We start from the raw sequence: 22,624 nt of genomic DNA, 5'->3' as shown, positions 1-22,624 counted from the left end.
TATCAACTGCGTTTAATCATTATTTCTTAGCGCCGGTTTCATGATGATTTCGTCATCATTGTCCGTGTGCTTCATTTGTAACTGTTCTTCCGCCAGCCGCTCGATTCTGCTGTGGTCGGCCAGCGCGCTCTGCTCAAGCCTTAGTTTCTGCCATTGCAAATCCAGCGCAGTTTGCTCATCTTGTAACGCCTTTAACGCTATCGTTGCCTGACGTAATTGATGTGTTTGGTAAGCCACTGTGATCGCTGAAATCACCACCACCACACCTAAAACAATCACACCAAAACGTCTTGCGAAAGCTGCTATCAAACTATAAAAAGGCCATAAACTATTGGTTTCTCTAACCTTTTTACCAGCTGCGGCTTTCTTGCTTTCGCTCAAGAAATCTTCTCCGCAACACGCATAACCGCGCTACGCGCGCGGTTATTTCGTTCTAACTCATCGTCACCGGCCTTGGTGAACTTGCCGACTTTTTTCATTCGGCGGTTAATCATGTCTTCCGTCACCGGCAAGCCAGGTGGAAAATCCTGGCCTTTTTCCTGCTTCTGTATAAATCGTTTCACCATTCGGTCTTCCAACGAATGGAAACTGATGGCGACCAAGCGACCACCAATTTTTAAGCACTTCAACGACTGTTCTAAAGTGTGTTGCAAGTCATCCAGCTCACTGTTAACAGCGATTCGTATCGCCTGAAAACAGCGAGTTGCTGGATGTTTATGTTTTTCCCAGCGCGGATGTGCCTCTTTTATAATTTCCGCTAACTGTAACGTGCGGTTGATAGAGGCTTTTTGTCGCTTCTCAATGATCGCGCGCGCGATTCGTTTCGCGTAACGTTCTTCGCCAAAGGTTTTGAACGTCCACACCATATCGTCTTCACTGGTTTTGGCGACCCACTGCTCTGCGGTTTGCCCGCGTGTCGTGTCCATTCGCATATCCAGAGGACCGTCTTGCATAAAGCTGAAGCCGCGTTCCGCCTGATCCAGTTGTGGAGATGAGACCCCTAAGTCCATCATGATTCCATCAATAGCGCCGACTAGTGATTTTTCGCTAACCTTTTGTTCTAACAGGGAAAAACTCTCATGAATAATTTCAAAACGAGAGTCTTCTTGTTCTAAAGCTTGGCCCTCTTGAATCGCCTGAGGATCTTTATCGAAAGCCATCAGACGGCCCTGTTCAGATAGCATCGACAATACTGCTCGACTATGGCCGCCACGGCCAAAAGTGCAGTCAATGTAAATACCATCAGGGTTGATCACCAGAGCCTCCACTGTTTCATCGAGTAGAACCGAGTCATGCGCCTTGTCTTTCATGGTTAAAACGCCAGATCCGGTAAGTTCTCTGTATCTAATGGACCCTCGCCCAACGCAGTAACATCGTCTTCAATTTTCTTATGCCAGTTGGTTTCATTCCAAATTTGGAAGGTTTTACCTTGACCAGCTAATAACACTTCTTTTTCAAGATGTGCGTATTCACGAAGAACCGGTGGTAGTAGAATACGTCCGTTACCATCGATATCATGCTCAGAAGCATGGCCAAGTAACATACGTTTTATGCGACGTTGATTAGGGTCAGTGTTGGAAAAAGTGTCAAGAGTCGCTTCGAGTTGTTCCCATTGGGGGAGCGGGAAAAGCAGTAAACATGGGTCGAAGAGGTCAATAGTCACCACGATTTGATTAGCGCATACATCATGAAAACGCGAGCGGTACTTCGCCGGAATGGCGATACGACCTTTCGCGTCCATATTGATTGCTGTTGCGCCTCTAAACATTGGCTTCTTTTAACCCCAGTTAACTCGACTGTTCATCATTAAGGGCACTTTAGGGAAAGAAGCTTGAAAGAGGACTGCTAGGAGAGAGTAAAAGCAAGGCTCTTTCAAGGTTCTTTTTAAAGCTCGCCATCAGTAATGATGGTTTGTTACAACGCTCAGTAAATCGTTTTGATCGTCACTGATCCTTTACGATCCACTTTGCGACACTTTTCTCCACTTCTCTACACTATATGAAGTTTGGATGATTTTTGCAAGGCAAATCTGCATGTAAAATGTGAAAAATGTCCTTATTTGACAAACACTTAGCAATGGTTAGTTGGCACTAACAAACACCTAAAAATAAAAGCGAGACTTTTCATCAAATTAGCGTTATAAGTTAGAAACTACTTTAAGTTAGAGGCCAGTTTTGGTGGATTTTGGAGGTCTCAACCAGCCTGAAACCACCCAAATAGCAGGTTTTTAGTGACACAATTTTACAATTGGTCGCTTCTGAGCTTGTTATTCTGCTGGACAGAAACGTAACACCTTGACGCCAGCTATGTGTCGAGCCCAGTTATAACCAATCGACATATGCTACAAATCTAAGGTGGTATTTCTGAGCGGAGTGCCCTAGACTGTCCTTAAGACTAATGTCATGATAACTCTATGAATTATAAAGAAATCTTTGAACAAATTAGTGAAGAGCTAAAAGGCTTTGATGAAATCGGCCAGGTTGCAACCTATATCCCAGCATTAGCTAAAGCCAATCCTAACAAGTTTGGGATCTATTTGGTGACGGAGGAAGGCCATGAATATGCGCATGGCGACACTGACGAGTCATTTTCCATCCAAAGTATTTCAAAGGTTTTGTCTCTGGTATACGCCTTCAAGTTAGTAGGTACTGACTTATGGAAGCGCGTTGGTGTCGAGCCATCGGGCAGCCCTTTCAACTCTTTAGTTCAGCTTGAATATGAGCAAGGTATTCCTCGAAACCCGCTTATCAATGCAGGTGCCATCGTGGTTTGTGACATTTTAGTCAGCCAACTCGAGAACCCCTATCAGGACTTCATCCAGTTTGTACGTGAGTTAGCCGGAAACCCACATATTGATTACTGTGTAACAACAGCAGAGTCAGAAAAAGAGTGTGGCTTCAAAAATAACGCACACATAAACCTCATGAAATCCTATGGCAATATTGAGAATGACGTCGAGGAGGTTTTAGACTTTTACTTCCACCTTTGTTCGATCGAGATGAGCTGCAAAGACTTAGCACAGACTTTCATGTTCCTCGCTCGTAGTGGCAAAAACCCGCTCAATAATGACACCGTTCTTACAGCACGCGAAACTAAGCGTATCAACTCCATTATGCTGTTATGTGGTTTTTACGACGAAGCGGGTGAATTTGCCTTTAAAGTCGGGCTACCCGGAAAAAGTGGTGTCGGCGGTGGCATCGTTGCCATCTACCCGGATCAGTACAGTGTCGCCGTATGGAGTCCAGGCCTCAACAGTAAAGGTAACTCCAGCAAAGGCATTAAAGCCTTAGAAATATTTACAACCATCACACAGTCCAATGTCTTCGGCCCCTCTCCCTTGTTTGACGAACTCGAATACGAATAGTCGTACTCCACTGCGTCATCAAAGTGTAGTCAATCTCTCACAAAAGCTTCATCGTTTACACCTAGCATCAAATTCCTACTTATTATTAAATTACAAGTGAACCGACGGACTGGTTCCGCTTTTAAGGATAAGGGCGAAAGGGAATGTCTCAGGACGAGTCATCTCAAGGAGGATCCCTTTAAGGACAAATCTCAGGAAGAGATCTCTAGGGAAAGAGCTTGCTCATGATGAGCATGTTGATGAAAAAGGGGAACGGCACAGGATGTGCACTCCCCTTTCAACATCAAAGTCACATAGAGACACTGTTTCAGGGATTGAACATTTACGGAAATACTGAAAAAGGAACTTTTCATGGCGATCAAACTGATTCAAAAATACCAAGGCTGGTGGGACTCTAGTCAAAACCGTGGTCACTTCTGGTTTACCTATTACGATAATACTCGCGAAAGAAGCGTCTATGTAGATGCTCCAGAATTTCAAATCATGATGGACATGCTACGCAATGAAAAACCCGTCTACGGCGACCATACCCGAGCACTCGTCACAACACAGTCAGAAGAAACGGGTGAAGAAGAATCATAGTTCATTTACCAAGTCAGCTTTACTTCAGTGTAACAGTCAGCGCAGTGTTTTAACCCAAGACACCTAACTACCCCTTAGTAACCTTCGCGCTGACTGTTTTTTTTCAAAAATATTCTAGATTCTAGACTTGACCAAGTCACTGTTTGCCAAAGTATGTCGGCTCAGGCAAACTAATCACAACTGAATAAACCCAACCCCACAATGAGCAACAGACAACTCGAACACGCTGATCACTTAGAAATCCAAAATAGAACAAAGAAAAGCACACGCCCAATCAGCCTACTCGCCCACAACATCACCGTACCCATGAACGTCGGAAGCCTTTTCCGTATTTCTGATGCGCTCGGCATCGAAAAAATCTATTTATCCGGCGATACACCAGTACCACCCAACAACAAAATCCGTAAAACATCACGCAGCACCGAAAAATACGTGCCGTATGAAACAGCAGAAAACCCTGTTGAATTAATAAAAAGATTAAAAGAAGAAAACTACACCATCATCGCCCTAGAAATCACCAGCGACAGCACTCCACTACAAGAATTACAACTAGAAAAAGAACAAAAAGTTTGCTTGATACTCGGCTCAGAAAACACCGGCGTCAGCAAAAAACTATTAGAGTTAGCCGACATCACCACCCACATCCCCATGCTCGGCAAAAACTCCTCCATGAACGTCGCCACTGCCTGTGGGATAGCGGTTTATGGTCTTACTTTAGCAGCTATTTAATTTAGACGTTCATTTTCTTTGCTTGCCTAAGTGACCGAAGGGAATCCCTTTAGGGAAAAACGAACCAAAAGAAAAGGCACCCCAGACCGTTAGGTCCTTCGGACTTCCCTCGCTCATTAAAGTTACTTACGCGCCGCTAAACGAAACCTCCCTGTTTCGTCTTAGCTAAATTAGGCTCCATGCCTAATTTACGCTATAACTTTTTCTCTCTCGGCTAACTTTAAGGGGCTACTAAAAGCACAAGCCTGCACCGATTCCCCCTTATATTGAGCTGATCGAAATGAAAGGCATAGCAATTCAAATCGTGGAAGATTTGAATAATGAAATCCAGACCATGGATGGGCTGTATTTCATGGTGCGTTAAATGACTTGAATGAAGTGAAGGAAGTTATTTGAAAAATAACCTCAATATCGGGGTGTCTTTCTTTTGGCTACTTTTCTTGGACAAGCAAGAAAAGTAGCTCGCTATAAAGCGAAATAAATACTAAAAATAAACCTAGATTCCAAATTACCTAAAGGCATTCCCTGTGGTTACCATTTGGAATGACAAGACTTAAGCAACTGTTGGGTTACGCCTAGCGGCTAACCCAACCTATAGAAAGTCGCTAGATACCGTAGTAAGCGACCGAAGGAAGTGCCTTTGGCGCCACGGTATGACGAAGATGATAGATTCCAAATCAAGTTTTGAATGACAAAAATAAAAAATAAGAAAAGCTGGCCGATAAGCCGGATTCTGTCGTGGACAGTCATTCGTCTAGGCCATCAATCACTCGATGGCTCCAGCAACCTACCCGGTTCCAACGCGAGCAACGCCGTACGGAACCCTATTTGGTCTTGCTTCGGGTGGGGTTTACCTCGCCGCTTTCTGTTACCAGAAGCGCGGTGCGCTCTTACCGCACCCTTTCGCCCTTACCTGTGAACTTAGCGAACTAAGAACCATCGGCGGTCTTCTTTCTGCTGCACTTGCCGTCGGCTTGCGCCGCCCAGGCGTTACCTGGCACCCTGCTCTATGAAGTCCGGACTTTCCTCTCCCTATGAAACATAGGCAGCGACTGTCTGGCCAGCTTTGCAGCAAGTTTAGTCTTCGCACAAAAAAAGGCAAGGAAAACTTAATTTCCTTGCCTCTGGTGTTGTTACATTAAGCGATTAGCTTTTCTTAATCGTGTCTTCAAACCACTCTCGGAACATGTGTTTTTCATAGTAAAAACCTTCTTTATAACGTTTCCAGGTTTTTTCATGATAAAGGTAGTTCATATCTTTTAAGCTTGCTTCGCCCTGCTTTATCACACTTCCATCAGCGCCAACAAGCTTGTAGCTAAACTCCATGCGTGGGAAGTCAATATCTTTCATCACGCGGATGCTTCTGGTTGCCTCTAGCTTAATGTTGCCCGCAAGATCTAAATCATTGATCTTAATAGACAAGCTTTGGCCATCGGGTAATTCCGAACTGTATTCACTGAAAAACTTGTCAAAGCTTTTCTTGACGCGCTTGTGAAATACACCTTTTGCTTCAGTGGCTGGGCGTACATCGCGATAATCATCAAAATCGCTCCACTCTACGACGATACCCGCTTTAGATTGAGCGGACTCATCGTTCGGGTTAGCAGCGCTCATTCCGGCCCAGCTTAATGCTAAGACACTCACTGCACTGATTAACATACTTCTATAGTTTTTCATAAAACCTCCGCTTAATCTGCTTTCTGATCTAACGCCCATTGATACAAGTCTTTCTTTTTTGCACCTGTGATTTGTGCCGTTAGTTTCGCCGCCTTGTTGGGCGGTAACTCTGTCATCAGGTGTGACATTACCGTTTTAGCTTCGCTACTGATTTCTTGATCAGCGGCGTTTTTTGCCACACCTTCGACCATCACCACAAACTCACCTTTTTGCTGATTCGGGTCGTTAATAACTTGTTGTAGTACTATAGACGTAGTTCCTGACAAAATAGTTTCAAAGTTTTTTGTGATTTCTCTGGCAATAACGACCTGACGCTCTCCAAAAACGTCGCTTAAATCCTTTAAACTATCTGCGATACGGTGTGAAGATTCATAAAATACCAGAGTTTCCTTATTATCTAAAAGCTGTTGATAACGCTCTTGACGAGCTTTTGATTTTGCCGGCAAAAATCCCCAGAAACTAAAGCTGTCGGTAGCTAATCCAGCTACCGACAAAGCTGAAATCAACGCACTGGCCCCGGGTATTGGGCTAATCTTAAAGCCTTGCTGTCGTAATCCTCGAACCAGTTTAAAGCCAGGATCACTGATTAATGGCGTGCCAGCATCTGAAATTAGTGCTATCGACTGCCCCGAGCTGAGTTTTTCCGCAATCTGCCCTAGGCGGGCCTCTTCATTGTGCTCGTGCAGGGATATCATTGGCGTACCAATATGATAGTGCACCATGAGCCTCTGACTATGGCGCGTATCTTCAGCACAAATTAAGCTAACCTGTTGTAATGTTTCTATAGCACGGTAAGACATATCGCTGATATTGCCAATCGGCGTTGCCACAACATACAAGGTTCCACTGCCAGGATGGAACTGATTGATTTGTTGTGAATTTTCCTTGTTAGAATCTGTCAAATCTGCCATTGGTTCTTTGCCTTGTTGTGCCCGAGCGCTTAGAATAACACTAACTATTTCTTGAGAACGGAATTATGACAAAAAAGTCCTTGAACAAGAACCTATCTTTAGCAATATGCAGTTTTTTGCTGGTCTCTTGTGTCACGACACAACCTCGCTCATCGAGCCAAGACTCGGGTATCCGTGATCGTGTGGCAGAGTCTCCCGACTATTATCTTGCTCAAGCTGAGCAATATCAGGGCACAGCTCAAGCTCCCTTTAAGTTAAAAGCCGCAATCGCCTATCACGAAATGGGCAATCCCGCTGAGTCTTACGCATTATTGCGTAGTTTCCAGCCGACCGAACTCCCGCTAGAACAACGCGATGGGTACTATCTTTTGCTCGGTGAAGTTGCATTAACTCAGGATAAGCCATTCGAATCCATCCGAGCCTTACACTCCGTTGGCAACCCTCAAGATCACAGTGTTAACTGGCAAGCTCATTATGCAATAACACTCGCGGATAGCTTAGCTGCCAATAATCGCCTTGCCGACGCCGCCGTTGTTCGCCTTGAAGCTGAGCCTCTTTTTAATGGTTACCTTAACGATAGTCGAATTGCTGAAGCGCAGTTCGAAAGAGCTTGGCAGGAGCTGTTAGCATCACCACTGGGCGCAATCGAGTTAAAACGCTCGCGGGCTTCTAGTCACCACGTCTTGGGTTGGCTCGACATGGCGATTATCCGTCACCGCTACATGCGTAATGCCTCCAATATGTCGACAGCGATGGAAGAATGGTCACACATTTACCCTGAACACCCTGCCATTGATTATCTCGATATGAGCCAAATGGGGTCTTTTGATTTCACCGCGTCAGCTCCGACTAAAATCGGCTTGTTTGTCCCCATGTCAGGAAACTTAGCGCCTGTCGGACAGTTAATACGTGATGGATTCATGGCTGGTTATTACCAACAACCCAATCGCTTTGAAGCTGCGGATGTGGCTGTTTACGATACCCATGGTATTGATATGCAAACGCTTTATCAGCGAGCTTTCGAAGAAGGTGTCGACTTTATTGTTGGGCCTTTACTTAAGCAAAATATGGAGGAGCTCGCGGCTCAGCCCAATCTTCCGATTCCAACTTTGGCTCTAAACCGCCTAGACTCGTATTATGCACCCAGTAACTTTTTCCAGTTTGGGTTACCGATTGAAGACGAAGCAAAGCAAATAGCTCGCCATGCCATACGACAAGGGCAGGATCGTGCTTTTATCATTAACGCTGACTCATCGTTAGGCAAACGGGCAGTAGATGCTTTTACCGAGGAGTTTGAGCAACTTGGCGGCTACATTGTCAAAACCGCCAACATTGCCCACAACCAAAATGTCAAAGCAGCAGTTATGACCATGCTTGGCGCAGATCAAGCTGAAAAACGTGCACAAGATCTGCAAAACTTCCTCAATATTCCAATTGAAGCCAGCGGCCAAGGCTCAGCCACAGCAGACTTCATTTTTATGATCTCAAAAGTTGAAAAGGCACGCATTATCAAACCTTACCTTAATTATTATTACGCGTATGATCTGCCGGTTTATGCAACCTCTGCAGTGTATGAAGGGTATACCAACCCAACCCGTGACAATGACTTGGATGGAATATCGTTTACCGATGCCCCTTGGATGCTAGGGAGCACCGAAGAATTACGCGATAGTCGCCGCAAAATGCAACAGCTGGTGCCTAACTCAACCAATACTTTGGCACGTTTTTTTGCGTTAGGTCACGACGCCTTCGCCATTATTCCCGAACTTCAGGAGTTTGCCCGTAATCCCAACCATCAAATCCAAGGCTTATCCGGTGGTTTGACAATGGATGCCTATGGCCAGTTTGTGCGACAACTTTCCTGGGGCTTATTTAGAGGCGGTCAAATGACCCCTGCTGGGGCAAATAACTAGCGCGGGAACTTTAAGGCTGGCAACAGTCAAAATCACTATCAAGGATTGATATGTTAGCTCGAACAAAGGGAGATAAGGTTGAGCGCTTTGCGATGAAATATTTGCGTCGCCAAGGGCTTGAACTGGTAGAAAGAAACGTTAACTCACGCTACGGCGAAATTGATTTGGTCATGCTCGAAGGCAAAACTCTGGTATTTGTCGAGGTGCGCTTCAGAGCTAAATCAACTCATGGCTCCGGCGCCGAGAGCGTTGACTTTCGTAAGCAACAAAAAATTATCAAAACGGCACAATTTTTTCTGCAACAGTCGAAAAAATATCAACATCTGAATTGTCGTTTTGATGTGGTTTCCGTAACATTACAACACAAATTGCTATCAGCCAATTGGGTAAAAGACGCGTTTCAAGTATCTGGCTGGTAAATAACATTAGGCTCTCTATGATAGAACGTATAAGAGATATTTTTACAGAAAGTATTCAAACCAAAATAGCCGCCGCCGACTCCTTACCAGAGTCAATCGCCAAGGCTGGCCAGATCATGGTTAACTCTCTGCTGGCAGGTAACAAAGTACTTAGCTGTGGTAATGGTGGTTCGGCGGGCGATGCACAACATTTTTCCTCAGAGATGCTCAACCGCTTTGAACGAGAACGTCCCAGTTTACCGGCCATAGCCTTAACCACGGATACTGGTACTCTGACCTCGATCTCTAATGATTATAGCTACAATGACGTATTTTCAAAGCAACTGCGAGCGCTAGGACAGCCTGGAGATATTCTGCTTGCTATTTCTACCAGCGGTAATTCCCGTAATGTGATCAATGCCATGGAAACTGCGCTCAGTAAGGATATGCTTATTGTCGCTCTGACTGGCAAGGATGGTGGCGAAATGGCAGGCCTGATGGGGCAAAATGATGTCGAAATACGCGTTCCATCAAACTCTACCGCTCGAATTCAGGAAGTACACTTAGTCGTGATCCACGCTTTGTGTGATTATATTGATAACTCTTTATTTGGTACCGAGGCTTAAATACCATGACTTTTAGACAAACCTTGCGCACATTGAGTCTTATATTCGTAACGCTGACCGTTGTACCTGCGTGTACAACTTTTGGCACCATGGCTGAAGATAACAGCATCGAAAGCCGCGTTTACACAATCACAGATGCTATTGAGGCTAAAAACCCTCCCTCATTTATTGGCGTCGATAGCCACAACTTATACGTACTGATCTATGGCCAAGTGCCTAATCAGGCAATCATTAACCAAGTTTCCAACGAAGTTAAGGGTATACCTGAAATACGCAAAGTATTTAATGAGTTAAGGGTCGCAAACCCGGATGATGTCAGTACCATGTCTGATTCATGGATTACCACCAAGGTTAAATCCAGTTTAGCTGCTGAAAAAGGACTCGACTCAAAACGCATTAATGTTACAACCGAAGCAGGCGAAGTTTTCTTGATGGGACTCGTAACGCGCGAAGAAGGCGATAAAGCTGCATTAGTGGCGCGAAATATCTCTGGCGTCCAAAAAGTCGTAAAGATATTCGAGTATATAAACTAGTGCATCTGTAATAAAACTCCCTAAAATAAAAGCCCAGCAGATGCTGGGCTTTTTTATGCTACTTCACGACTTTTAAATTCGGCCGTCCTTTTGGTGGCGTTGGAGGCTCATCATCTGGACCATCACCATCATCAGACTCAGAGTTTGAATCTTTTAATTGTGGCGCATCACCAACACCGTACATATTCGGTGAGAACATGATGCCTTGATCGTTTTCACGAGCATAAATAGCAACAATAGAGTTCATCGGAATATAAATATCAAGTGACTTGCCAGAAAAGCGAGCACTAAAACTTAAGTAATCATGATTTAACTCAAAATTTGCAACAGCACTCGGTGCAATATTGAGCACAATTTTACCATCATTGGCAAACTGCTGAGGCACATCCACTTCTGGGTGGGAGCAGTCGACTAGAACCTGTGGCGTCCAACCGTTATCAATCATCCACTCATAGTAAGCAATAAGCAGGTAAGGTTGTAATGGCGAAACATCCGCCATTACATAAGACCTAATTTCATTTCACGCTCTTCTTCAGTCAAACTGACCTTAAATGATTCGCGCTCAAAGATACGTTCCATATACTCGTGAATGGCTTTACTACCACGGCCACTGATTTCAATACCTAGCTGATCTGCGCGCCATAAAAGTGGAGCAATGACACAGTCAACTAAAGAGAACTCCTCGCTCATGAAGTAAGGATTACTAGCAAATACTGGAGATAGCGCCAAGATGCTTTCCTGAAGCTCTTTACGGGCTTTCTTAGCCTTTGCTTCAGTGCCGTTGACAATGATTTCATATTGGCTGTACCACTCTTTGTGGATACGGTGCATCATTAATCGGCTACGTCCGCGAGTGACTGGGTAAACAGGCATCAATGGCGGGTGTGGGAAGCGTTCATCAAGATACTCCATGACAATACTCGCTTCATAAAGCACTAAGTCACGATCGATTAGAGTAGGGACTGAGCCATACGGGTTCAGATCCATCAAGTCTTCTGGAACTTTATCAGACGTTACTTCAACCACTTCATAATTGACACCTTTCTCAGCAAGCACTATGCGCGCCTGATGACTGTATACGTCATTACCTGAATAAAGGGTCATTACCGAACGTTTGGCAACTACGGCCATATTTTTCTCCTAAACAGTAAGGGCCTCTGGGATGAGGCCCATCAAACCGATTTACTTCTTCTTGATATCTTTCCAGAACTCTTTCTTCAAGAAGTATGCTAATACCAGTAAGACGAGTAAGAACAACAAGGCCCATAGACCAATTGCCTTACTTTTCAGTTTTACTGGGTTAGCGGTATAAGCCATGAAAGCGACTAAGTCACGAACGGCGTGGTCGTACTCTTGTGGCGTCATGTCACCTTCTTCAACGATGGTGAACATTTTACCTTCGCGAGCAATCTTCGCGATTTCAAGCTCAGCGTCATGAACTTCTTCTTCAAGCAAAGCAACACCTTCTTCTGCTTTTGCTACTGCTTCAGCAGACGCATCAGCATCTTTCAAAGTCGCTTTTAATTGTTCGATACGAGCTTTTCCACTAGTAATCGCCTCTTCCGCAGCCACTAACTCATCACTTTTAACTTGTAGACCTTGCAGGTCCGCCAAAACGTGAGGCATACCAACACTTGGGAAGACAGTGTTATTAACGCCATACGGGCGTGAGTCATCGAGGTAGAATGCACGAAGGTAGTTATAAACCCAATCGTTACCACGAACGCGAGCTACCAAAGATAAGTCTAGTGGGTTCACACCAAACCATTTTTCTGCAAGCCCTGCATCCATCGCTTTATCCATCGTATCACCAAGCTTACCGTCACCTAAGATAAGCGCTGATGCTTGATCTTCAGTTAAGTCTAAGTCTTGAGCAATACGTGAATAACGCACGTACTCCATTGAGTGACACCCTTGGCAATAGTTAACGAATAACTTGGCGCCGTTTTGGATCGACGCCTTATCACCATAGTTCACGTTAGCCTTATCGTTCGGATAAGTCGTGCCGCCACCCGCAGCAAAGGCTGCGACGGGTAGCAGGAATAAAATAGCTGAAATTAACTTTTTCATTTGTCTGTTACCCTCTCTGGTACTGGCTTCGTTTTCTCGAACTTCGGTAAGAACCAAAGCGCGATAAAGAAGAAGAAATAGTAAGCCGTACAAACTTGACCTAGCAATGCTGTCGTTGGTGTTACTGGAACCACACCTAACACACCTAAGATGATGAACGACACAACAAAGAAGAACAGAAGTACTTTGAACGACAAACCACGGTAACGGATTGACTTCACTTTTTGACGATCAAGCCATGGCAACAAGAACAAAATCACGATTGCCAATGCCATCACCACAAAGCCACCAAACGGATCTGGAACCGCACGCAACATCGTATAGAACGGCGTAAAGTACCAAACTGGCGCAATGTGTGGAGGCGTTTTAAGCGGGTTCGCAGGCTCAAAGTTTGGACGCTCTAAAAAGTAGCCGCCAAAGTCTGGAGCAAAGAACACGATGCTTAAGAAAATCATTAAGAAGACCACCACACCCACGATGTCTTTTACGGTGTAGTATGGGTGGAAAGGAATGCCGTCTAGTGGAATACCGTTCTCATCTTTCTTCTCTTTAATTTCTACGCCGTCAGGGTTGTTAGAGCCTACTTTGTGTAACGCAACAATGTGTAAGAACACCATCGCAACTAACGCCAAAGGCACAGCGACAACGTGTAACGCGAAGAAACGGTTAAGAGACGCTAGCGACAAGGTAAAGTCACCACGAATCCACTCAACCAAATCAGGACCGATCACAGGAATAGTACCGAACAGGTTGATAATTACCTGAGCACCCCAGAATGACATCTGACCCCATGGCAATAAATAGCCCATGAATGCTTCAGCCATTAATAGTACAAAGATGATCATACCGAAAATCCACACTAACTCACGTGGCTTCTTGTATGAGCCGTAGATAATGCCACGGAACATGTGAAGATAGACCACCACGAAGAAGGCAGATGCCCCGGTCGAGTGTAAATAACGGATAATCCAACCCATGTCCACATCACGCATGATGTACTCTACAGACGCGAACGGCTCGCTTGGGCTGTAGAACATGGTCAACCAGATACCGGTTAATAATTGGTTAACCAGCACCAAAAGTGCTAATGAACCGAAGAAGTACCAAAAGTTAAAGTTTTTTGGTGCGTAGTATTCAGCTAAATGCTCGTTCCATACTTTTGTCGCAGGAAAACGTGCATCAAGCCATGTCATAAAACTTTTAAACATTAGGCACCTCCATCTTCGCCCACAACGATAACTTTGCTCGTTGTGTTAATTGAATAAGGCGGGACCTCTAAATTCGCGTTCGCTGGTACGCCAGAGTAAACTCGACCAGCCAAATCAAACTTAGAACCATGACATGGGCAGTAAAAACCACCAAGCCAGTCATTCTCAAATGAACCAGGCTCCGCATAAAGTGTTGGCGAGCAGCCTAAGTGCGTACACAAGCCAACTGCCACGAAGATTTCCGGCTCAACAGAACGATATTCATTTTTACAATATTCTGGTTGTTGGTCTGCTTCAGAGTTTGGATCGGCTACCTTTTCTTCACTTTTAGAAATGCTGCCAAGCATTTTCTTATCACGGCGAATAACCCATACAGGTTTTCCACGCCACTTTAGTGTCATTTGCTGACCCACTTCTAATTTAGTGTAGTCATACTCTACTGGCGCACCGGCCGACTGTGCTTTCGCACTCGGTGCCCAAGAACGGACAAAAGGTACAGCCGCACCAATCACACCAACCGCGCCTACTGCTGAAGTAGCCCCGATTAGGAGATTCCTGCGTCCTTTGTTAACGCCCTGATTACTCATTCGAATAGTCTCCCCACGAAGAAAACCCACCTGTTACAACAACACGTGGGACAAAATCAATATTGATAAATAAACTGCTCAAAGCCGCTAGAAACACACACGGTGTCAGTGGCAGGTTACTGGGCGCATATCTTATAGGAAATGTGGGGTTATTACAATGTGGTCAGACCACTCAGCGCTAAATGGGTTATTTAGGATGAAGAGATTTAACTATTTGAAAATAAATACTTAAAACAAAAACACCCGCCAAGAGGCAGGTGTTTTGTAATCCAACGATTCTCGCTTCCCGAAAAGAAGCGCGTAAAAATTAACGCTTAGAGAACTGAGGACGTTTACGTGCTTTATGAAGACCAACTTTCTTACGCTCAACAGCACGTGCATCACGAGTCACATAACCCGCTTGACGTAGTGGTGCGCGAAGCTCTTCATCATATTCCATAAGTGCACGAGTAATACCGTGGCGGATTGCACCCGCTTGACCAGTACCACCGCCACCAGAAACAGTAACGTAAACATCGAATTTTTCAAGAAGTTCAGTCAACTCTAGTGGTTGACGAACGACCATACGTGACGTCTCGCGACCAAAATATTGGTCTAAGCTCTTTTGGTTAACGGTAATTTCACCGCCACCAGGACGCAAGAATACGCGAGCTGTTGAGCTTTTACGACGACCTGTACCGTAGTATTGTTCAGCCATGATTTCCTACCTTAAATATCTAATTTAATAGGTTGCTGAGCGGCATGGTTATGCTCAGAGCCTGCGTAAACTTTCAATTTGCGGAACATATCACGACCTAATGGATTCTTAGGTAACATACCTTTAACCGCCTTCTCAATAATCATTTCAGGCTTTTCAGCTTGAAGTTTATTGAAGTTAGTCTCTTTGATACCACCTGGGTAGCCAGAGTGACGGTAGTACATTTTATTTTCCGCTTTGTTACCCGTTACAGTAACTTTCTCAGCGTTGATAACAACGATGTAATCGCCAGTGTCAACGTGAGGTGTATATTCAGCCTTATGCTTGCCTTTTAGACGGCGAGCGACTTCAGTCGCCAAGCGACCTAATGTTTTGCCTTCTGCATCGACGACATACCAGTCGCGCTTAACAGTTTCCGGCTTTGCACTAAATGTTTTCATATTCGTTAAGCTCCAAAAAGCCATTTGCACTCGCAAACAAATAAGAGGCGTTAGCGAACCTATTCAGCCGTTAACATCTCTTATATGAGCCTTCAGCGGCTCAGAAAAAAGAGCGCAAATCATACAGAACCCGCCCCTATATTACAAGTGGCAGGCGAAGGATTTACTAAATTTATATTTCGTCTTGGGCAAATTTACGAATTTTCAAACAAATCCTTTCAAAAAGACTTTATTTACGGGGCTTTTAACGCTATAAATAAAACTGCGTTGGGAGAGTCAATTTTGCATTGCTCGCCAAGACAAGTAACTATTTTAACAGTCAAACAACCCAAGAGGCAAAGGAAAAATGGCAGATAATAAAACTCGCAAGATTACTGCGGTCAAAGAGAAGTTCACCAAAACCCAAATTTTAAACGAAATCGCTGCTCAGACAGGCCTTACCAAGAAAGACGTAGGTGCCGTCATTGATGAACTAGGGATTGTTATTGAGCGTCACATCAAAAAGCGTTCAGTGGGTGAGTTTACACTTCCAGGACTATTAAAGATTAGTACAGTGAAAAAACCTGCTGTGAAAGCACGGAAAGGCATCAACCCTTTCACTGGTGAAGAAACCACATTCAAAGCTAAGCCAGCTTCAACAGCAGTTAAAGTTCGTCCTCTTAAAAAGCTAAAGGATATGGCGAAGTAATAAGTACTCCTAAAGATTCCAAAAAGCCGGCTTATGAGCCGGCTTTTTCTTACATTACAAAGTCCTAAGCTTAAAAAACAACATCAAAATGAAGCGCCCCCCAAGCAACTCGAAAAACACTAACAATACCTACAAACTGATCCCATTACTGCTGATCATGGCAATATTCACTGGATTTATCGTCTTGAGCCTATACGACATGGATCGTGGGAAACTGGTTTTTTTGGGGCAAGACACAGAGAATCAAATTTTTAGCGTCTTTTGTCTCGGTATTATTTTGTGGGCCTGCTACGGCATTTATCGAGTCTATCACCCCACATTTAAGCCACTGGCCGAGGCAGAAGAAATACCCACCGATTTAATTATTAAGCAATACAGTAGTAAATATGGCGTTCTAGGCAAAACCATTTTTTTACTATTAGCAGTACTGTCCACAGTGCTTTTTCCTACCATGATTTACATGATGGCTACGGGGCAAACTGAAGATCATATGCCGCCGTTAGAAACACTCCTGTTCTCGATAATTTTTGTAACCGTCATGCTATGGAGCACGATTTCAACACTCAAAGCGGCCTTTTATCAATACACAGTTACCATTGACCCTCTATTGAATGTGTTGATTCACGAAAGGTCTTTCTTATTTTGGTCGACTAGCGCCACCTACAGTTTTGATGATGTGCAATACGTTATTCCATCACCTCGAAAGTTCATGAACAGATACGTTGCATTTCAAGTGAGTTATGGCGGCAAGCACAATAAAACTTACATGTACTATATTTACATCAAACCGTATAACACAAGTCCAATCCTCTTTCTGGAGAGTAAGAGCTGGCTGGAAGTAGAAGAAAAAGCACAAGAACTTGCAAGTCTATTAGGGTGCAAAACTTACACCCTACCGTTTAATAAATGGATAAGTACTTATTGGTAGTGATCGTTATGCTAAATGCTCTAGACTTAAGTAATCGGTACTCTGCATTTCCTGCAGTCGACTTAAGGTCCTTTTAAACTCAAAAGCGAGTCCTTTGCCGGTGTAGAGCTCTTCCATTGGCACTTCTGCTGAGATGATAAGCTTGACGTGGCGCTCGTAGAATTCATCAATCAGCGCGATAAAGCGGCGAACCGCGTCATTTAAGGAGTCGTCCATTTGTGGCACTTGTCCGACAAAGACGGTGTGGTACCCACGTGAAATTTCAATATAATCCGATGCCGATCGTTCGGTGCGACAAATGGCATCAAAGGTAAACCAAACCACGCTGTCCGAAAGTTTTACTGTGTCAATTAATCGACCTTCTACTTTCAGCTTGCAGTTATCTTGGCCTTCGGTTGCCGCCAGTTGCTTGAAGTATTCGCGCATATTGGCGTTAGCGTCACTGTCCAATGGGTAATGATAAATTTCGGCTTGTTCTAAAGTTCGCATCCGGTAATCAATACCGGCATCGACATTGAGCACTTCGCAATTTTCTTTGATCAGCTCAATGGCTGGCAGGAACCGCTCACGTTGAAGGCCATTCCAGTACAGGCGATCAGGGGGAATATTCGAGGTCGCCACCAAGACCACGTGCCGCTTAAAAAGCTCCTCAAACAAACTTCCCAAGATCATGGCGTCAGTAATGTCAGTGACAAAAAACTCATCAAAACAGATGATTTTGGCGCGCTCGGCGAGCTGATCGGCGATTTTAATCAGCGGATTTTTTTCACCCGCTAAGGTTTTCAGTTCATTGTGAACTTCGTGCATAAAGCGATGGAAATGCAACCGTATCTTAGCGTTCAAAGGCAGAACATTAAAAAAGGTGTCCATCAGATAGGTTTTACCACGGCCGACACCACCCCACATGTACAGGCCTCTAACCGGCTGACTGTCGCCCGACAACCAGCGTGTGAGTTTTCGCATAAAGCCCGAATCTGGGCGCACTTGCATCAAGTCATCGTAAACTTTTTGCAAAGCTTTAACGGCCTCTTCCTGCGCAGGGTCTTTGCTGAACCCGTTGGCCAGATCGTGGTGATACTTTTCAAGTGGCGTCATGGCTTACAACGCTTCAGGCAACTGTGGTTTTAGTGCGGCCTCGAGCTCTTCACGCAGCTCTACTAAACGACCATGAAAGAAATGTCCCGCTTCCGGCATCTTGATCAGCTCTGGCTGAGGTTTAAGCTCATCTATCCAATTAAACACAGCTTCAGGATCAACCACTTCGTCAGCATCGCCCATCACGACTAACCAAGGGCAATCTGGAATTTCAAAGTTATCAAAGCTAAAACGATTGACCGGCGGAGCGATCGAAATAAGCTGCGCCGCATTGTGAGACTTTGCTTGAAGCGCTGCAATCCAAGAACCAAAACTAAAACCCGCTAACCATAATGGTCGGCCAGGATACTCTTTCTGCGCCCACTCAATCACCTTGAGTAAGTCTTGCTGTTCGCCTTCGCCTTCATCATAGCTGCCCTCCGAAGCACCAACGCCACGGAAATTAAATCGAATAGAAGGAATACCAAGGCTCGCCAGCGTCCGCGACACGGTGTGAATGACTTTATTGGTCATGGCCCCACCATGCACAGGATGTGGGTGACAACAGACGGCCACAGCATTGCGCTCATCGCCATTAGGAGTATCTAACGTGGCCTCGATAGCACCAATAGCACCATCAATCAAAAACTTGTCTTTGCTCAAAATGATGTAAGAATAAGGACTTATGTCAGTATTTTCGCATGTTTTGCTTGGTCATGGAACCATAAGGCAAGCAACGCCAAACGAAAGCAAATGGGCTAAAACAAAAAAGGAGTCCCGAAGGACTCCTTGCTCTACGAGAGAGCCACCATGACTGGTTATCACTCGCTACTTATCATCTTCTAAGCGAGTCTCTGATTCGGCTTTTACTTCAGCCTTAATTCGAGCATCCTTTTCTTCTTCGGATACCTCGGCTTTTGTCTCGGACTTAACTTCGGCCTTGGTTTTAGCTTCAGCAGCGCGTTCTTTCGCACGCTCGGCACGTTCTTTAGCTTCTTCAGCACGCTCACGAGCGGCCTCACGCTCTTCCTGAGCTTTTTCCATCGCCTTTTCAGTCGACTCTTGGACTTCCAGCTTTTTCTCAACTTCAACTTGGCTTTTAACGCCCACCGCTGAAGCACCAGCTGATAAGGTCATTGCGATAATCGTTGCAATTGCTAATTGTGTTTTCATAATCAACACCTGCTATGTTTTTGCTCAATGTGGACTATCAGGCTAGCTCAACCGCTAATATCCATCTAGCGATTGAGGCTGATAACAGCCATCTTTTACACTTTTTAATACAATTCAAAGGTTTCGTGAATAACGTCACAGTTCACTAAACCATTCTTACAATAGCCTTATTTATCAATGACTTGATTAAATTTTATCGTGTTCCCCCAAAGGGCGATTATCTTTAACACGAAAAGAGTCACTCCATTCTTTGGCAAAGTCGCGCTGCCACTTAAAGTTAATCGCCGCCACCAGTAGCATGGTGATTAAAGCGCCGATACTGGCGAGCGCCATATCCTTGTGGGCATCCCATACATCGCCTTGCGTTCCTAAGTATGCCACTCCTAAATCGCCACCAAAGTATTCAGCCGCGCCCCATTCAATTAACTCAAAGATCATGGAAGTGGACATGGTCAAATCCAACGGTAAAAAATAGCCCCAGAAACCTTTAACATTACCCACCCGAATAAACACTTCACGGATCGGATAGGCGAACAGGAAACCGTATAAAAAGTGCACCAAGCGGTCGAAGTGGTTACGCTCCCACCCAAACCAGCTGTTCAGCTCTGAGCCGAAAACGGCCAGGGTCCAATCGTTATAGGGGACTTTGGCGTAAGTATAATGTGAGCCAATTTCATGCAAACACAAAAAGATGAAAATACAACTGTAAGAGATTTTCGATAACGGAAAAATTTTATAAGTAGCCGCGAGTCCAATCACAAAGAGAACCGTTAAAACGTTCTCAAGCGCCCAGTCTGCTCGGTCATGAGGGTTAATTGCACAGATAATAAAGACGATACTGAATAGAACCCCAAGTATCATCAAAAAACGACTATTGTGTGTCATTATTCTACTCGAACTTTAGCTTATAATTTGTGTATCATAAGCGTAAAGTACAGATTTCTGCAATTTTACGTGAATCGCGTGAGTTGCAGAATTCTCATGGGCAATACACATCGTTAAAAAAGGATATTCTGAATGTCAGCAGTTCTTACCATTGTTCTCATCCTGCTTGCCGCCGTCGCTGCATTTTTCGTCGGACGTTGGCACGGACTTTCAACAGGCAGCAAAGAGCTGACCAAAGAACTTGAGTCTAAAGATAAAGAGCTTGAAGCATTAAAGTCTGGGGTCAATGAGCACTTTGATGAAACAGCCCGCCTTTTCTCTAACCTGACGGAAGAGTACAAGACGCTTTATCAACACCTCGCCACCGGTGCCAACACGCTTTCGAATAAAGAGTTTAAATTAAAGCTGTCGGCTCCTGTTGGCGCGGGCGCTCTGCCGTCTGAGTCATCAGCCTCACAAGCCAGTGCAACAGACGTTATTGATGCCGAGGAGCACTTAAGCAAAGAAGCTTCAAACAAGCAAGCAACTGACAGTCAGCAACATGAAGAAGAGTCCTTCATCCGCAAAGATGACAGCTCTGACGCACTTGAAGCTGAAGAGACGGACACTGATACTGACACCCAAACATTGGCAGACACCAATGATAAGCCTCTGGATAAAGATAAACCGGATCTGGATATCGAGGTATCACCACCTCGAGATTGGGCCGATGGTGATATGGATGATGATTATCACCCGAATGGTTCTAAGGGCGAAGAGTCCGAATTTGCCGATCTGGCGAAAGAAAAAGCAGACACAACCAATGCCAGTGGCCATAAGAGTGACAAGACCGAACCATCGGAATCAAATAACACCACAACAAAAGCATAACCTTTGAGAATAGAATGAAATTACTGGAATTTTTAGGATTCATCGTTAAGTATTTATTGATTGGCTTAGGCATCGCTGCACTATTCATTGTCTTTATGCCGGACCGCTTTTCGCAACAGACGCAGACGCAGCCGCAATCACAGACACAAAATACGGTAGAGCCGCACCAAGCGGAACATCGAACCAGCCAAAAAAATGGTTACGCTGACATGTTGGCGAAAGTAACGCCGGCAGTAGTCGCCATCAAGGCACGCTCTCAAGCATTCCCTCTAAACAGTGAAGCTTGTAGCTCCCGACTCCAGGCGTTACCGCCTGAAACCAATGCCTGCGCTTTTCTTAATAATGGCTCGGGAGTTTTCATTGATGAAGAAGGTCATATCGTGACCAATGCGCACGTTCTTGATAAAGCCTCAACCATTATCGTCGAGCTTAAAGATGGCCCGCAACTGAAAGCCGCCGTAGTCGGCATTGATGCTGATTCAGATATTGCGTTACTCAAAGTGAATGTAACACCGAACCACTATTTACCACTACCTCAAACTGATCCTACACGGGTTGGAGATTGGGTCTTCGCCATCGGTACCCCTAACATGGCATTCAACCAAACCGTAACTCAGGGTATTATCAGTGCCAAGTTTTTCTCTCGCGTGACCCACTATATTCAAACTGACGCTTCATTACGTCCTGGCAATTCAGGTGGCGCACTGGTCAATGCTACCGGTGAGCTGGTTGGCATTACCTCCCTCAGCTCTCAAAGTGAGCAAGGGGAAAAGCTTTATCAAAGCTATGCCATCGTCTCCAGCAATGTTGCGCACATCGTTGAGCAACTGAAGCAGCATGGCGAAGTTCACCGTGGCTGGCTCGGGCTAGATGGCGATATGACGATAAACCTTGATTCCATCAGCATGGAACTCAGTCTTACTTCTGAACAACGCCAGCAACTCCAAAACCGCATTAGTCAATTACCTTATGGTAAAGGTATCGTTGTAACAGGTATCAACCCTGACGGCCCCGCAGATACCGCAGGCTTGCAGCCGCTGGACATCATCACCAATGTAAACGACAAACCGATTTACAACACCGTCGACCTAATTTCAGCAATCTGGAACTTACCACCAGACAGCTCCGTCGAGGTGATGTTCATGCGTGATGGTCAGCAGCAGACAGTAGACGTAATGTTAGGGCAGCGCCCATAACGAAAACTCATTTGTTGCTATTCAAGACACAAAAAAGGCGCCAACTGGCGCCTTTTTGATTTTCAAATAACCGAT

At 44.9% G+C, this 22,624-nt stretch carries 27 protein-coding genes and 1 other RNA gene; 11 read left to right on the top strand and 17 right to left on the bottom strand.

Translation table 11 applies throughout. The features are described 5' to 3' along the window. Positions 1 to 12: 12 nt before the first annotated feature. From ftsL to mraZ, 3 genes are read right to left on the bottom strand one after another with little or no spacing between them, the layout of a single operon-like run. Entirely contained in the window at positions 13 to 381 is a 369-nt protein-coding gene (gene ftsL / locus ABD943_RS09230; protein ID WP_345292901.1) for a cell division protein FtsL, read from the bottom strand. Then, on the bottom strand, positions 378 to 1,310 hold the full coding sequence (rsmH, locus tag ABD943_RS09225; RefSeq protein ID WP_345292900.1) for a 16S rRNA (cytosine(1402)-N(4))-methyltransferase RsmH: 933 nt from the start codon (positions 1,308 to 1,310) through the stop codon (positions 378 to 380). The genes ftsL and rsmH overlap by 4 nt, the downstream gene beginning before the upstream one ends. 2 nt (positions 1,311 to 1,312) lie before the next feature. Next, on the bottom strand, positions 1,313 to 1,768 hold the full coding sequence (gene mraZ / locus ABD943_RS09220) for a division/cell wall cluster transcriptional repressor MraZ (RefSeq protein ID WP_345292899.1): 456 nt from the start codon (positions 1,766 to 1,768) through the stop codon (positions 1,313 to 1,315). Between the two features lie 645 nt (positions 1,769 to 2,413). Between mraZ and ABD943_RS09215 the strand changes: the two genes are divergently transcribed. From ABD943_RS09215 to ABD943_RS09205, 3 genes are all read left to right on the top strand, one after another. Next, a complete protein-coding gene (locus tag ABD943_RS09215; protein ID WP_345292898.1) occupies positions 2,414 to 3,364 on the top strand; it encodes a glutaminase in 951 nt (316 codons plus the stop codon). Between the two features lie 351 nt (positions 3,365 to 3,715). Next, entirely contained in the window at positions 3,716 to 3,946 is a 231-nt protein-coding gene (locus ABD943_RS09210; protein ID WP_345292897.1) for a hypothetical protein, read from the top strand. Between the two features lie 201 nt (positions 3,947 to 4,147). Next, a complete protein-coding gene (locus ABD943_RS09205) occupies positions 4,148 to 4,675 on the top strand; it encodes a TrmH family RNA methyltransferase (RefSeq protein WP_345292896.1) in 528 nt (175 codons plus the stop codon). Positions 4,676 to 5,381: 706 nt separating this feature from the next. Here the strand turns inward: ABD943_RS09205 and rnpB are convergent. The 3 genes from rnpB to rsmI all read right to left on the bottom strand — a co-directional run bounded on the left by rnpB (position 5,382) and on the right by rsmI (position 7,263). After that, an RNA gene (gene rnpB / locus ABD943_RS09200) (RNase P RNA component class A) lies at positions 5,382 to 5,743 on the bottom strand. A 78-nt stretch (positions 5,744 to 5,821) separates the two neighbouring features. Further along, entirely contained in the window at positions 5,822 to 6,352 is a 531-nt protein-coding gene (locus tag ABD943_RS09195) for a DUF3016 domain-containing protein (RefSeq protein WP_345292895.1), read from the bottom strand. An 11-nt stretch (positions 6,353 to 6,363) separates the two neighbouring features. Next, entirely contained in the window at positions 6,364 to 7,263 is a 900-nt protein-coding gene (gene rsmI / locus ABD943_RS09190; RefSeq protein WP_345292894.1) for a 16S rRNA (cytidine(1402)-2'-O)-methyltransferase, read from the bottom strand. 65 nt (positions 7,264 to 7,328) lie between these two features. Here rsmI and ABD943_RS09185 point away from each other — a divergent pair, with 65 nt between their 5' ends. Genes ABD943_RS09185 through ABD943_RS09170 form a run of 4 tightly spaced genes read left to right on the top strand, consistent with a single transcriptional unit; the run spans position 7,329 to position 10,733 of the window. Next, a complete protein-coding gene (locus tag ABD943_RS09185) occupies positions 7,329 to 9,176 on the top strand; it encodes a penicillin-binding protein activator (RefSeq protein ID WP_345292893.1) in 1,848 nt (615 codons plus the stop codon). 50 nt (positions 9,177 to 9,226) lie between these two features. Next, positions 9,227 to 9,595 carry a YraN family protein gene (locus ABD943_RS09180; RefSeq protein WP_345292892.1) on the top strand — a complete coding sequence of 123 codons (369 nt, stop codon included), beginning with the start codon at positions 9,227 to 9,229 and terminating at the stop codon, positions 9,593 to 9,595. A gap of 17 nt (positions 9,596 to 9,612) precedes the next feature. Beyond that, positions 9,613 to 10,200, top strand: a complete 588-nt coding sequence (locus ABD943_RS09175; RefSeq protein WP_345292891.1) for a phosphoheptose isomerase — start codon at positions 9,613 to 9,615, stop codon at positions 10,198 to 10,200. Positions 10,201 to 10,205: 5 nt separating this feature from the next. Continuing rightward, complete coding sequence (locus ABD943_RS09170; protein ID WP_345292890.1) at positions 10,206 to 10,733, top strand: BON domain-containing protein; 528 nt, start codon at positions 10,206 to 10,208, stop codon at positions 10,731 to 10,733. Between the two features lie 58 nt (positions 10,734 to 10,791). Here ABD943_RS09170 and ABD943_RS09165 read toward each other — a convergent pair whose 3' ends face one another. The 7 genes from ABD943_RS09165 to rplM all read right to left on the bottom strand — a co-directional run bounded on the left by ABD943_RS09165 (position 10,792) and on the right by rplM (position 15,735). After that, on the bottom strand, positions 10,792 to 11,232 hold the full coding sequence (locus tag ABD943_RS09165) for a ClpXP protease specificity-enhancing factor (protein ID WP_345292889.1): 441 nt from the start codon (positions 11,230 to 11,232) through the stop codon (positions 10,792 to 10,794). Continuing rightward, positions 11,232 to 11,864 carry a stringent starvation protein SspA gene (gene sspA / locus ABD943_RS09160; protein WP_345292888.1) on the bottom strand — a complete coding sequence of 211 codons (633 nt, stop codon included), beginning with the start codon at positions 11,862 to 11,864 and terminating at the stop codon, positions 11,232 to 11,234. The genes ABD943_RS09165 and sspA overlap by 1 nt, the downstream gene beginning before the upstream one ends. A gap of 51 nt (positions 11,865 to 11,915) precedes the next feature. Further along, positions 11,916 to 12,803: a cytochrome c1 gene (locus ABD943_RS09155; protein WP_345292887.1), complete on the bottom strand. Its 888-nt coding sequence runs from the start codon at positions 12,801 to 12,803 to the stop codon at positions 11,916 to 11,918. Further along, positions 12,800 to 14,011 (bottom strand): cytochrome b, encoded by a 1,212-nt coding sequence (locus ABD943_RS09150; RefSeq protein WP_345292886.1) that lies wholly within the window; start codon positions 14,009 to 14,011, stop codon positions 12,800 to 12,802. Before ABD943_RS09150 ends, ABD943_RS09155 begins: the two co-directional genes overlap by 4 nt. Beyond that, on the bottom strand, positions 14,011 to 14,598 hold the full coding sequence (petA, locus tag ABD943_RS09145; RefSeq protein WP_345292885.1) for a ubiquinol-cytochrome c reductase iron-sulfur subunit: 588 nt from the start codon (positions 14,596 to 14,598) through the stop codon (positions 14,011 to 14,013). The genes ABD943_RS09150 and petA overlap by 1 nt, the downstream gene beginning before the upstream one ends. 307 nt (positions 14,599 to 14,905) lie before the next feature. Further along, a complete protein-coding gene (gene rpsI, locus ABD943_RS09140; protein WP_345292884.1) occupies positions 14,906 to 15,295 on the bottom strand; it encodes a 30S ribosomal protein S9 in 390 nt (129 codons plus the stop codon). A gap of 11 nt (positions 15,296 to 15,306) precedes the next feature. After that, entirely contained in the window at positions 15,307 to 15,735 is a 429-nt protein-coding gene (gene rplM, locus ABD943_RS09135; RefSeq protein WP_345292883.1) for a 50S ribosomal protein L13, read from the bottom strand. Positions 15,736 to 16,081: 346 nt separating this feature from the next. Here rplM and ABD943_RS09130 point away from each other — a divergent pair, with 346 nt between their 5' ends. Continuing rightward, positions 16,082 to 16,423 (top strand): HU family DNA-binding protein, encoded by a 342-nt coding sequence (locus tag ABD943_RS09130; protein ID WP_046561710.1) that lies wholly within the window; start codon positions 16,082 to 16,084, stop codon positions 16,421 to 16,423. An 88-nt stretch (positions 16,424 to 16,511) separates the two neighbouring features. After that, entirely contained in the window at positions 16,512 to 17,351 is an 840-nt protein-coding gene (locus tag ABD943_RS09125) for a hypothetical protein (protein WP_345292882.1), read from the top strand. Between the two features lie 6 nt (positions 17,352 to 17,357). Here ABD943_RS09125 and zapE read toward each other — a convergent pair whose 3' ends face one another. The 4 genes from zapE to ABD943_RS09105 form a co-directional block, all read right to left on the bottom strand. Continuing rightward, on the bottom strand, positions 17,358 to 18,446 hold the full coding sequence (zapE, locus tag ABD943_RS09120) for a cell division protein ZapE (protein ID WP_345292881.1): 1,089 nt from the start codon (positions 18,444 to 18,446) through the stop codon (positions 17,358 to 17,360). A gap of 3 nt (positions 18,447 to 18,449) precedes the next feature. After that, positions 18,450 to 19,088, bottom strand: a complete 639-nt coding sequence (locus ABD943_RS09115) for an alpha/beta hydrolase (RefSeq protein WP_345292880.1) — start codon at positions 19,086 to 19,088, stop codon at positions 18,450 to 18,452. A gap of 165 nt (positions 19,089 to 19,253) precedes the next feature. Further along, positions 19,254 to 19,598, bottom strand: coding sequence for a hypothetical protein (locus tag ABD943_RS09110; protein ID WP_345292879.1), 345 nt, complete (start codon positions 19,596 to 19,598; stop codon positions 19,254 to 19,256). Between the two features lie 186 nt (positions 19,599 to 19,784). Then, positions 19,785 to 20,483 carry a DUF2238 domain-containing protein gene (locus tag ABD943_RS09105; RefSeq protein ID WP_345292878.1) on the bottom strand — a complete coding sequence of 233 codons (699 nt, stop codon included), beginning with the start codon at positions 20,481 to 20,483 and terminating at the stop codon, positions 19,785 to 19,787. A gap of 132 nt (positions 20,484 to 20,615) precedes the next feature. Between ABD943_RS09105 and ABD943_RS09100 the strand changes: the two genes are divergently transcribed. After that, positions 20,616 to 21,353 (top strand): ZapG family protein, encoded by a 738-nt coding sequence (locus ABD943_RS09100; RefSeq protein ID WP_345292877.1) that lies wholly within the window; start codon positions 20,616 to 20,618, stop codon positions 21,351 to 21,353. Between the two features lie 14 nt (positions 21,354 to 21,367). Next, complete coding sequence (locus tag ABD943_RS09095) at positions 21,368 to 22,549, top strand: S1C family serine protease (protein WP_345292876.1); 1,182 nt, start codon at positions 21,368 to 21,370, stop codon at positions 22,547 to 22,549. The last annotated feature ends 75 nt before the right edge of the window (positions 22,550 to 22,624 follow it).

This window comes from Kangiella marina (assembly GCF_039541235.1).
GTDB lineage: Bacteria > Pseudomonadota > Gammaproteobacteria > Enterobacterales > Kangiellaceae > Kangiella > Kangiella marina.
Note: the sequence above shows the minus strand (reverse complement) of the source record. Positions and strands in the feature narration are given on the sequence as shown.

What these genes read in the sequence shown, in the direction of transcription:
- rsmH (WP_345292900.1), bottom strand. Translation starts at nt 1,310, where the DNA reads ATGAAAGACAAGGCGCATGACTCGGTTCTACTCGATGAAACAGTGGAG.
- mraZ (WP_345292899.1), bottom strand. Translation starts at nt 1,768, where the DNA reads ATGTTTAGAGGCGCAACAGCAATCAATATGGACGCGAAAGGTCGTATC.
- ABD943_RS09215 (WP_345292898.1), top strand. Translation starts at nt 2,414, where the DNA reads ATGAATTATAAAGAAATCTTTGAACAAATTAGTGAAGAGCTAAAAGGC.
- ABD943_RS09210 (WP_345292897.1), top strand. Translation starts at nt 3,716, where the DNA reads ATGGCGATCAAACTGATTCAAAAATACCAAGGCTGGTGGGACTCTAGT.
- ABD943_RS09205 (WP_345292896.1), top strand. Translation starts at nt 4,148, where the DNA reads ATGAGCAACAGACAACTCGAACACGCTGATCACTTAGAAATCCAAAAT.
- ABD943_RS09195 (WP_345292895.1), bottom strand. Translation starts at nt 6,352, where the DNA reads ATGAAAAACTATAGAAGTATGTTAATCAGTGCAGTGAGTGTCTTAGCA.
- rsmI (WP_345292894.1), bottom strand. Translation starts at nt 7,263, where the DNA reads ATGGCAGATTTGACAGATTCTAACAAGGAAAATTCACAACAAATCAAT.
- ABD943_RS09185 (WP_345292893.1), top strand. Translation starts at nt 7,329, where the DNA reads ATGACAAAAAAGTCCTTGAACAAGAACCTATCTTTAGCAATATGCAGT.
- ABD943_RS09180 (WP_345292892.1), top strand. Translation starts at nt 9,227, where the DNA reads ATGTTAGCTCGAACAAAGGGAGATAAGGTTGAGCGCTTTGCGATGAAA.
- ABD943_RS09175 (WP_345292891.1), top strand. Translation starts at nt 9,613, where the DNA reads ATGATAGAACGTATAAGAGATATTTTTACAGAAAGTATTCAAACCAAA.
- ABD943_RS09170 (WP_345292890.1), top strand. Translation starts at nt 10,206, where the DNA reads ATGACTTTTAGACAAACCTTGCGCACATTGAGTCTTATATTCGTAACG.
- ABD943_RS09165 (WP_345292889.1), bottom strand. Translation starts at nt 11,232, where the DNA reads ATGGCGGATGTTTCGCCATTACAACCTTACCTGCTTATTGCTTACTAT.
- sspA (WP_345292888.1), bottom strand. Translation starts at nt 11,864, where the DNA reads ATGGCCGTAGTTGCCAAACGTTCGGTAATGACCCTTTATTCAGGTAAT.
- ABD943_RS09155 (WP_345292887.1), bottom strand. Translation starts at nt 12,803, where the DNA reads ATGAAAAAGTTAATTTCAGCTATTTTATTCCTGCTACCCGTCGCAGCC.
- ABD943_RS09150 (WP_345292886.1), bottom strand. Translation starts at nt 14,011, where the DNA reads ATGTTTAAAAGTTTTATGACATGGCTTGATGCACGTTTTCCTGCGACA.
- petA (WP_345292885.1), bottom strand. Translation starts at nt 14,598, where the DNA reads ATGAGTAATCAGGGCGTTAACAAAGGACGCAGGAATCTCCTAATCGGG.
- rpsI (WP_345292884.1), bottom strand. Translation starts at nt 15,295, where the DNA reads ATGGCTGAACAATACTACGGTACAGGTCGTCGTAAAAGCTCAACAGCT.
- rplM (WP_345292883.1), bottom strand. Translation starts at nt 15,735, where the DNA reads ATGAAAACATTTAGTGCAAAGCCGGAAACTGTTAAGCGCGACTGGTAT.
- ABD943_RS09130 (WP_046561710.1), top strand. Translation starts at nt 16,082, where the DNA reads ATGGCAGATAATAAAACTCGCAAGATTACTGCGGTCAAAGAGAAGTTC.
- ABD943_RS09125 (WP_345292882.1), top strand. Translation starts at nt 16,512, where the DNA reads ATGAAGCGCCCCCCAAGCAACTCGAAAAACACTAACAATACCTACAAA.
- zapE (WP_345292881.1), bottom strand. Translation starts at nt 18,446, where the DNA reads ATGACGCCACTTGAAAAGTATCACCACGATCTGGCCAACGGGTTCAGC.
- ABD943_RS09110 (WP_345292879.1), bottom strand. Translation starts at nt 19,598, where the DNA reads ATGAAAACACAATTAGCAATTGCAACGATTATCGCAATGACCTTATCA.
- ABD943_RS09105 (WP_345292878.1), bottom strand. Translation starts at nt 20,483, where the DNA reads ATGACACACAATAGTCGTTTTTTGATGATACTTGGGGTTCTATTCAGT.
- ABD943_RS09100 (WP_345292877.1), top strand. Translation starts at nt 20,616, where the DNA reads ATGTCAGCAGTTCTTACCATTGTTCTCATCCTGCTTGCCGCCGTCGCT.
- ABD943_RS09095 (WP_345292876.1), top strand. Translation starts at nt 21,368, where the DNA reads ATGAAATTACTGGAATTTTTAGGATTCATCGTTAAGTATTTATTGATT.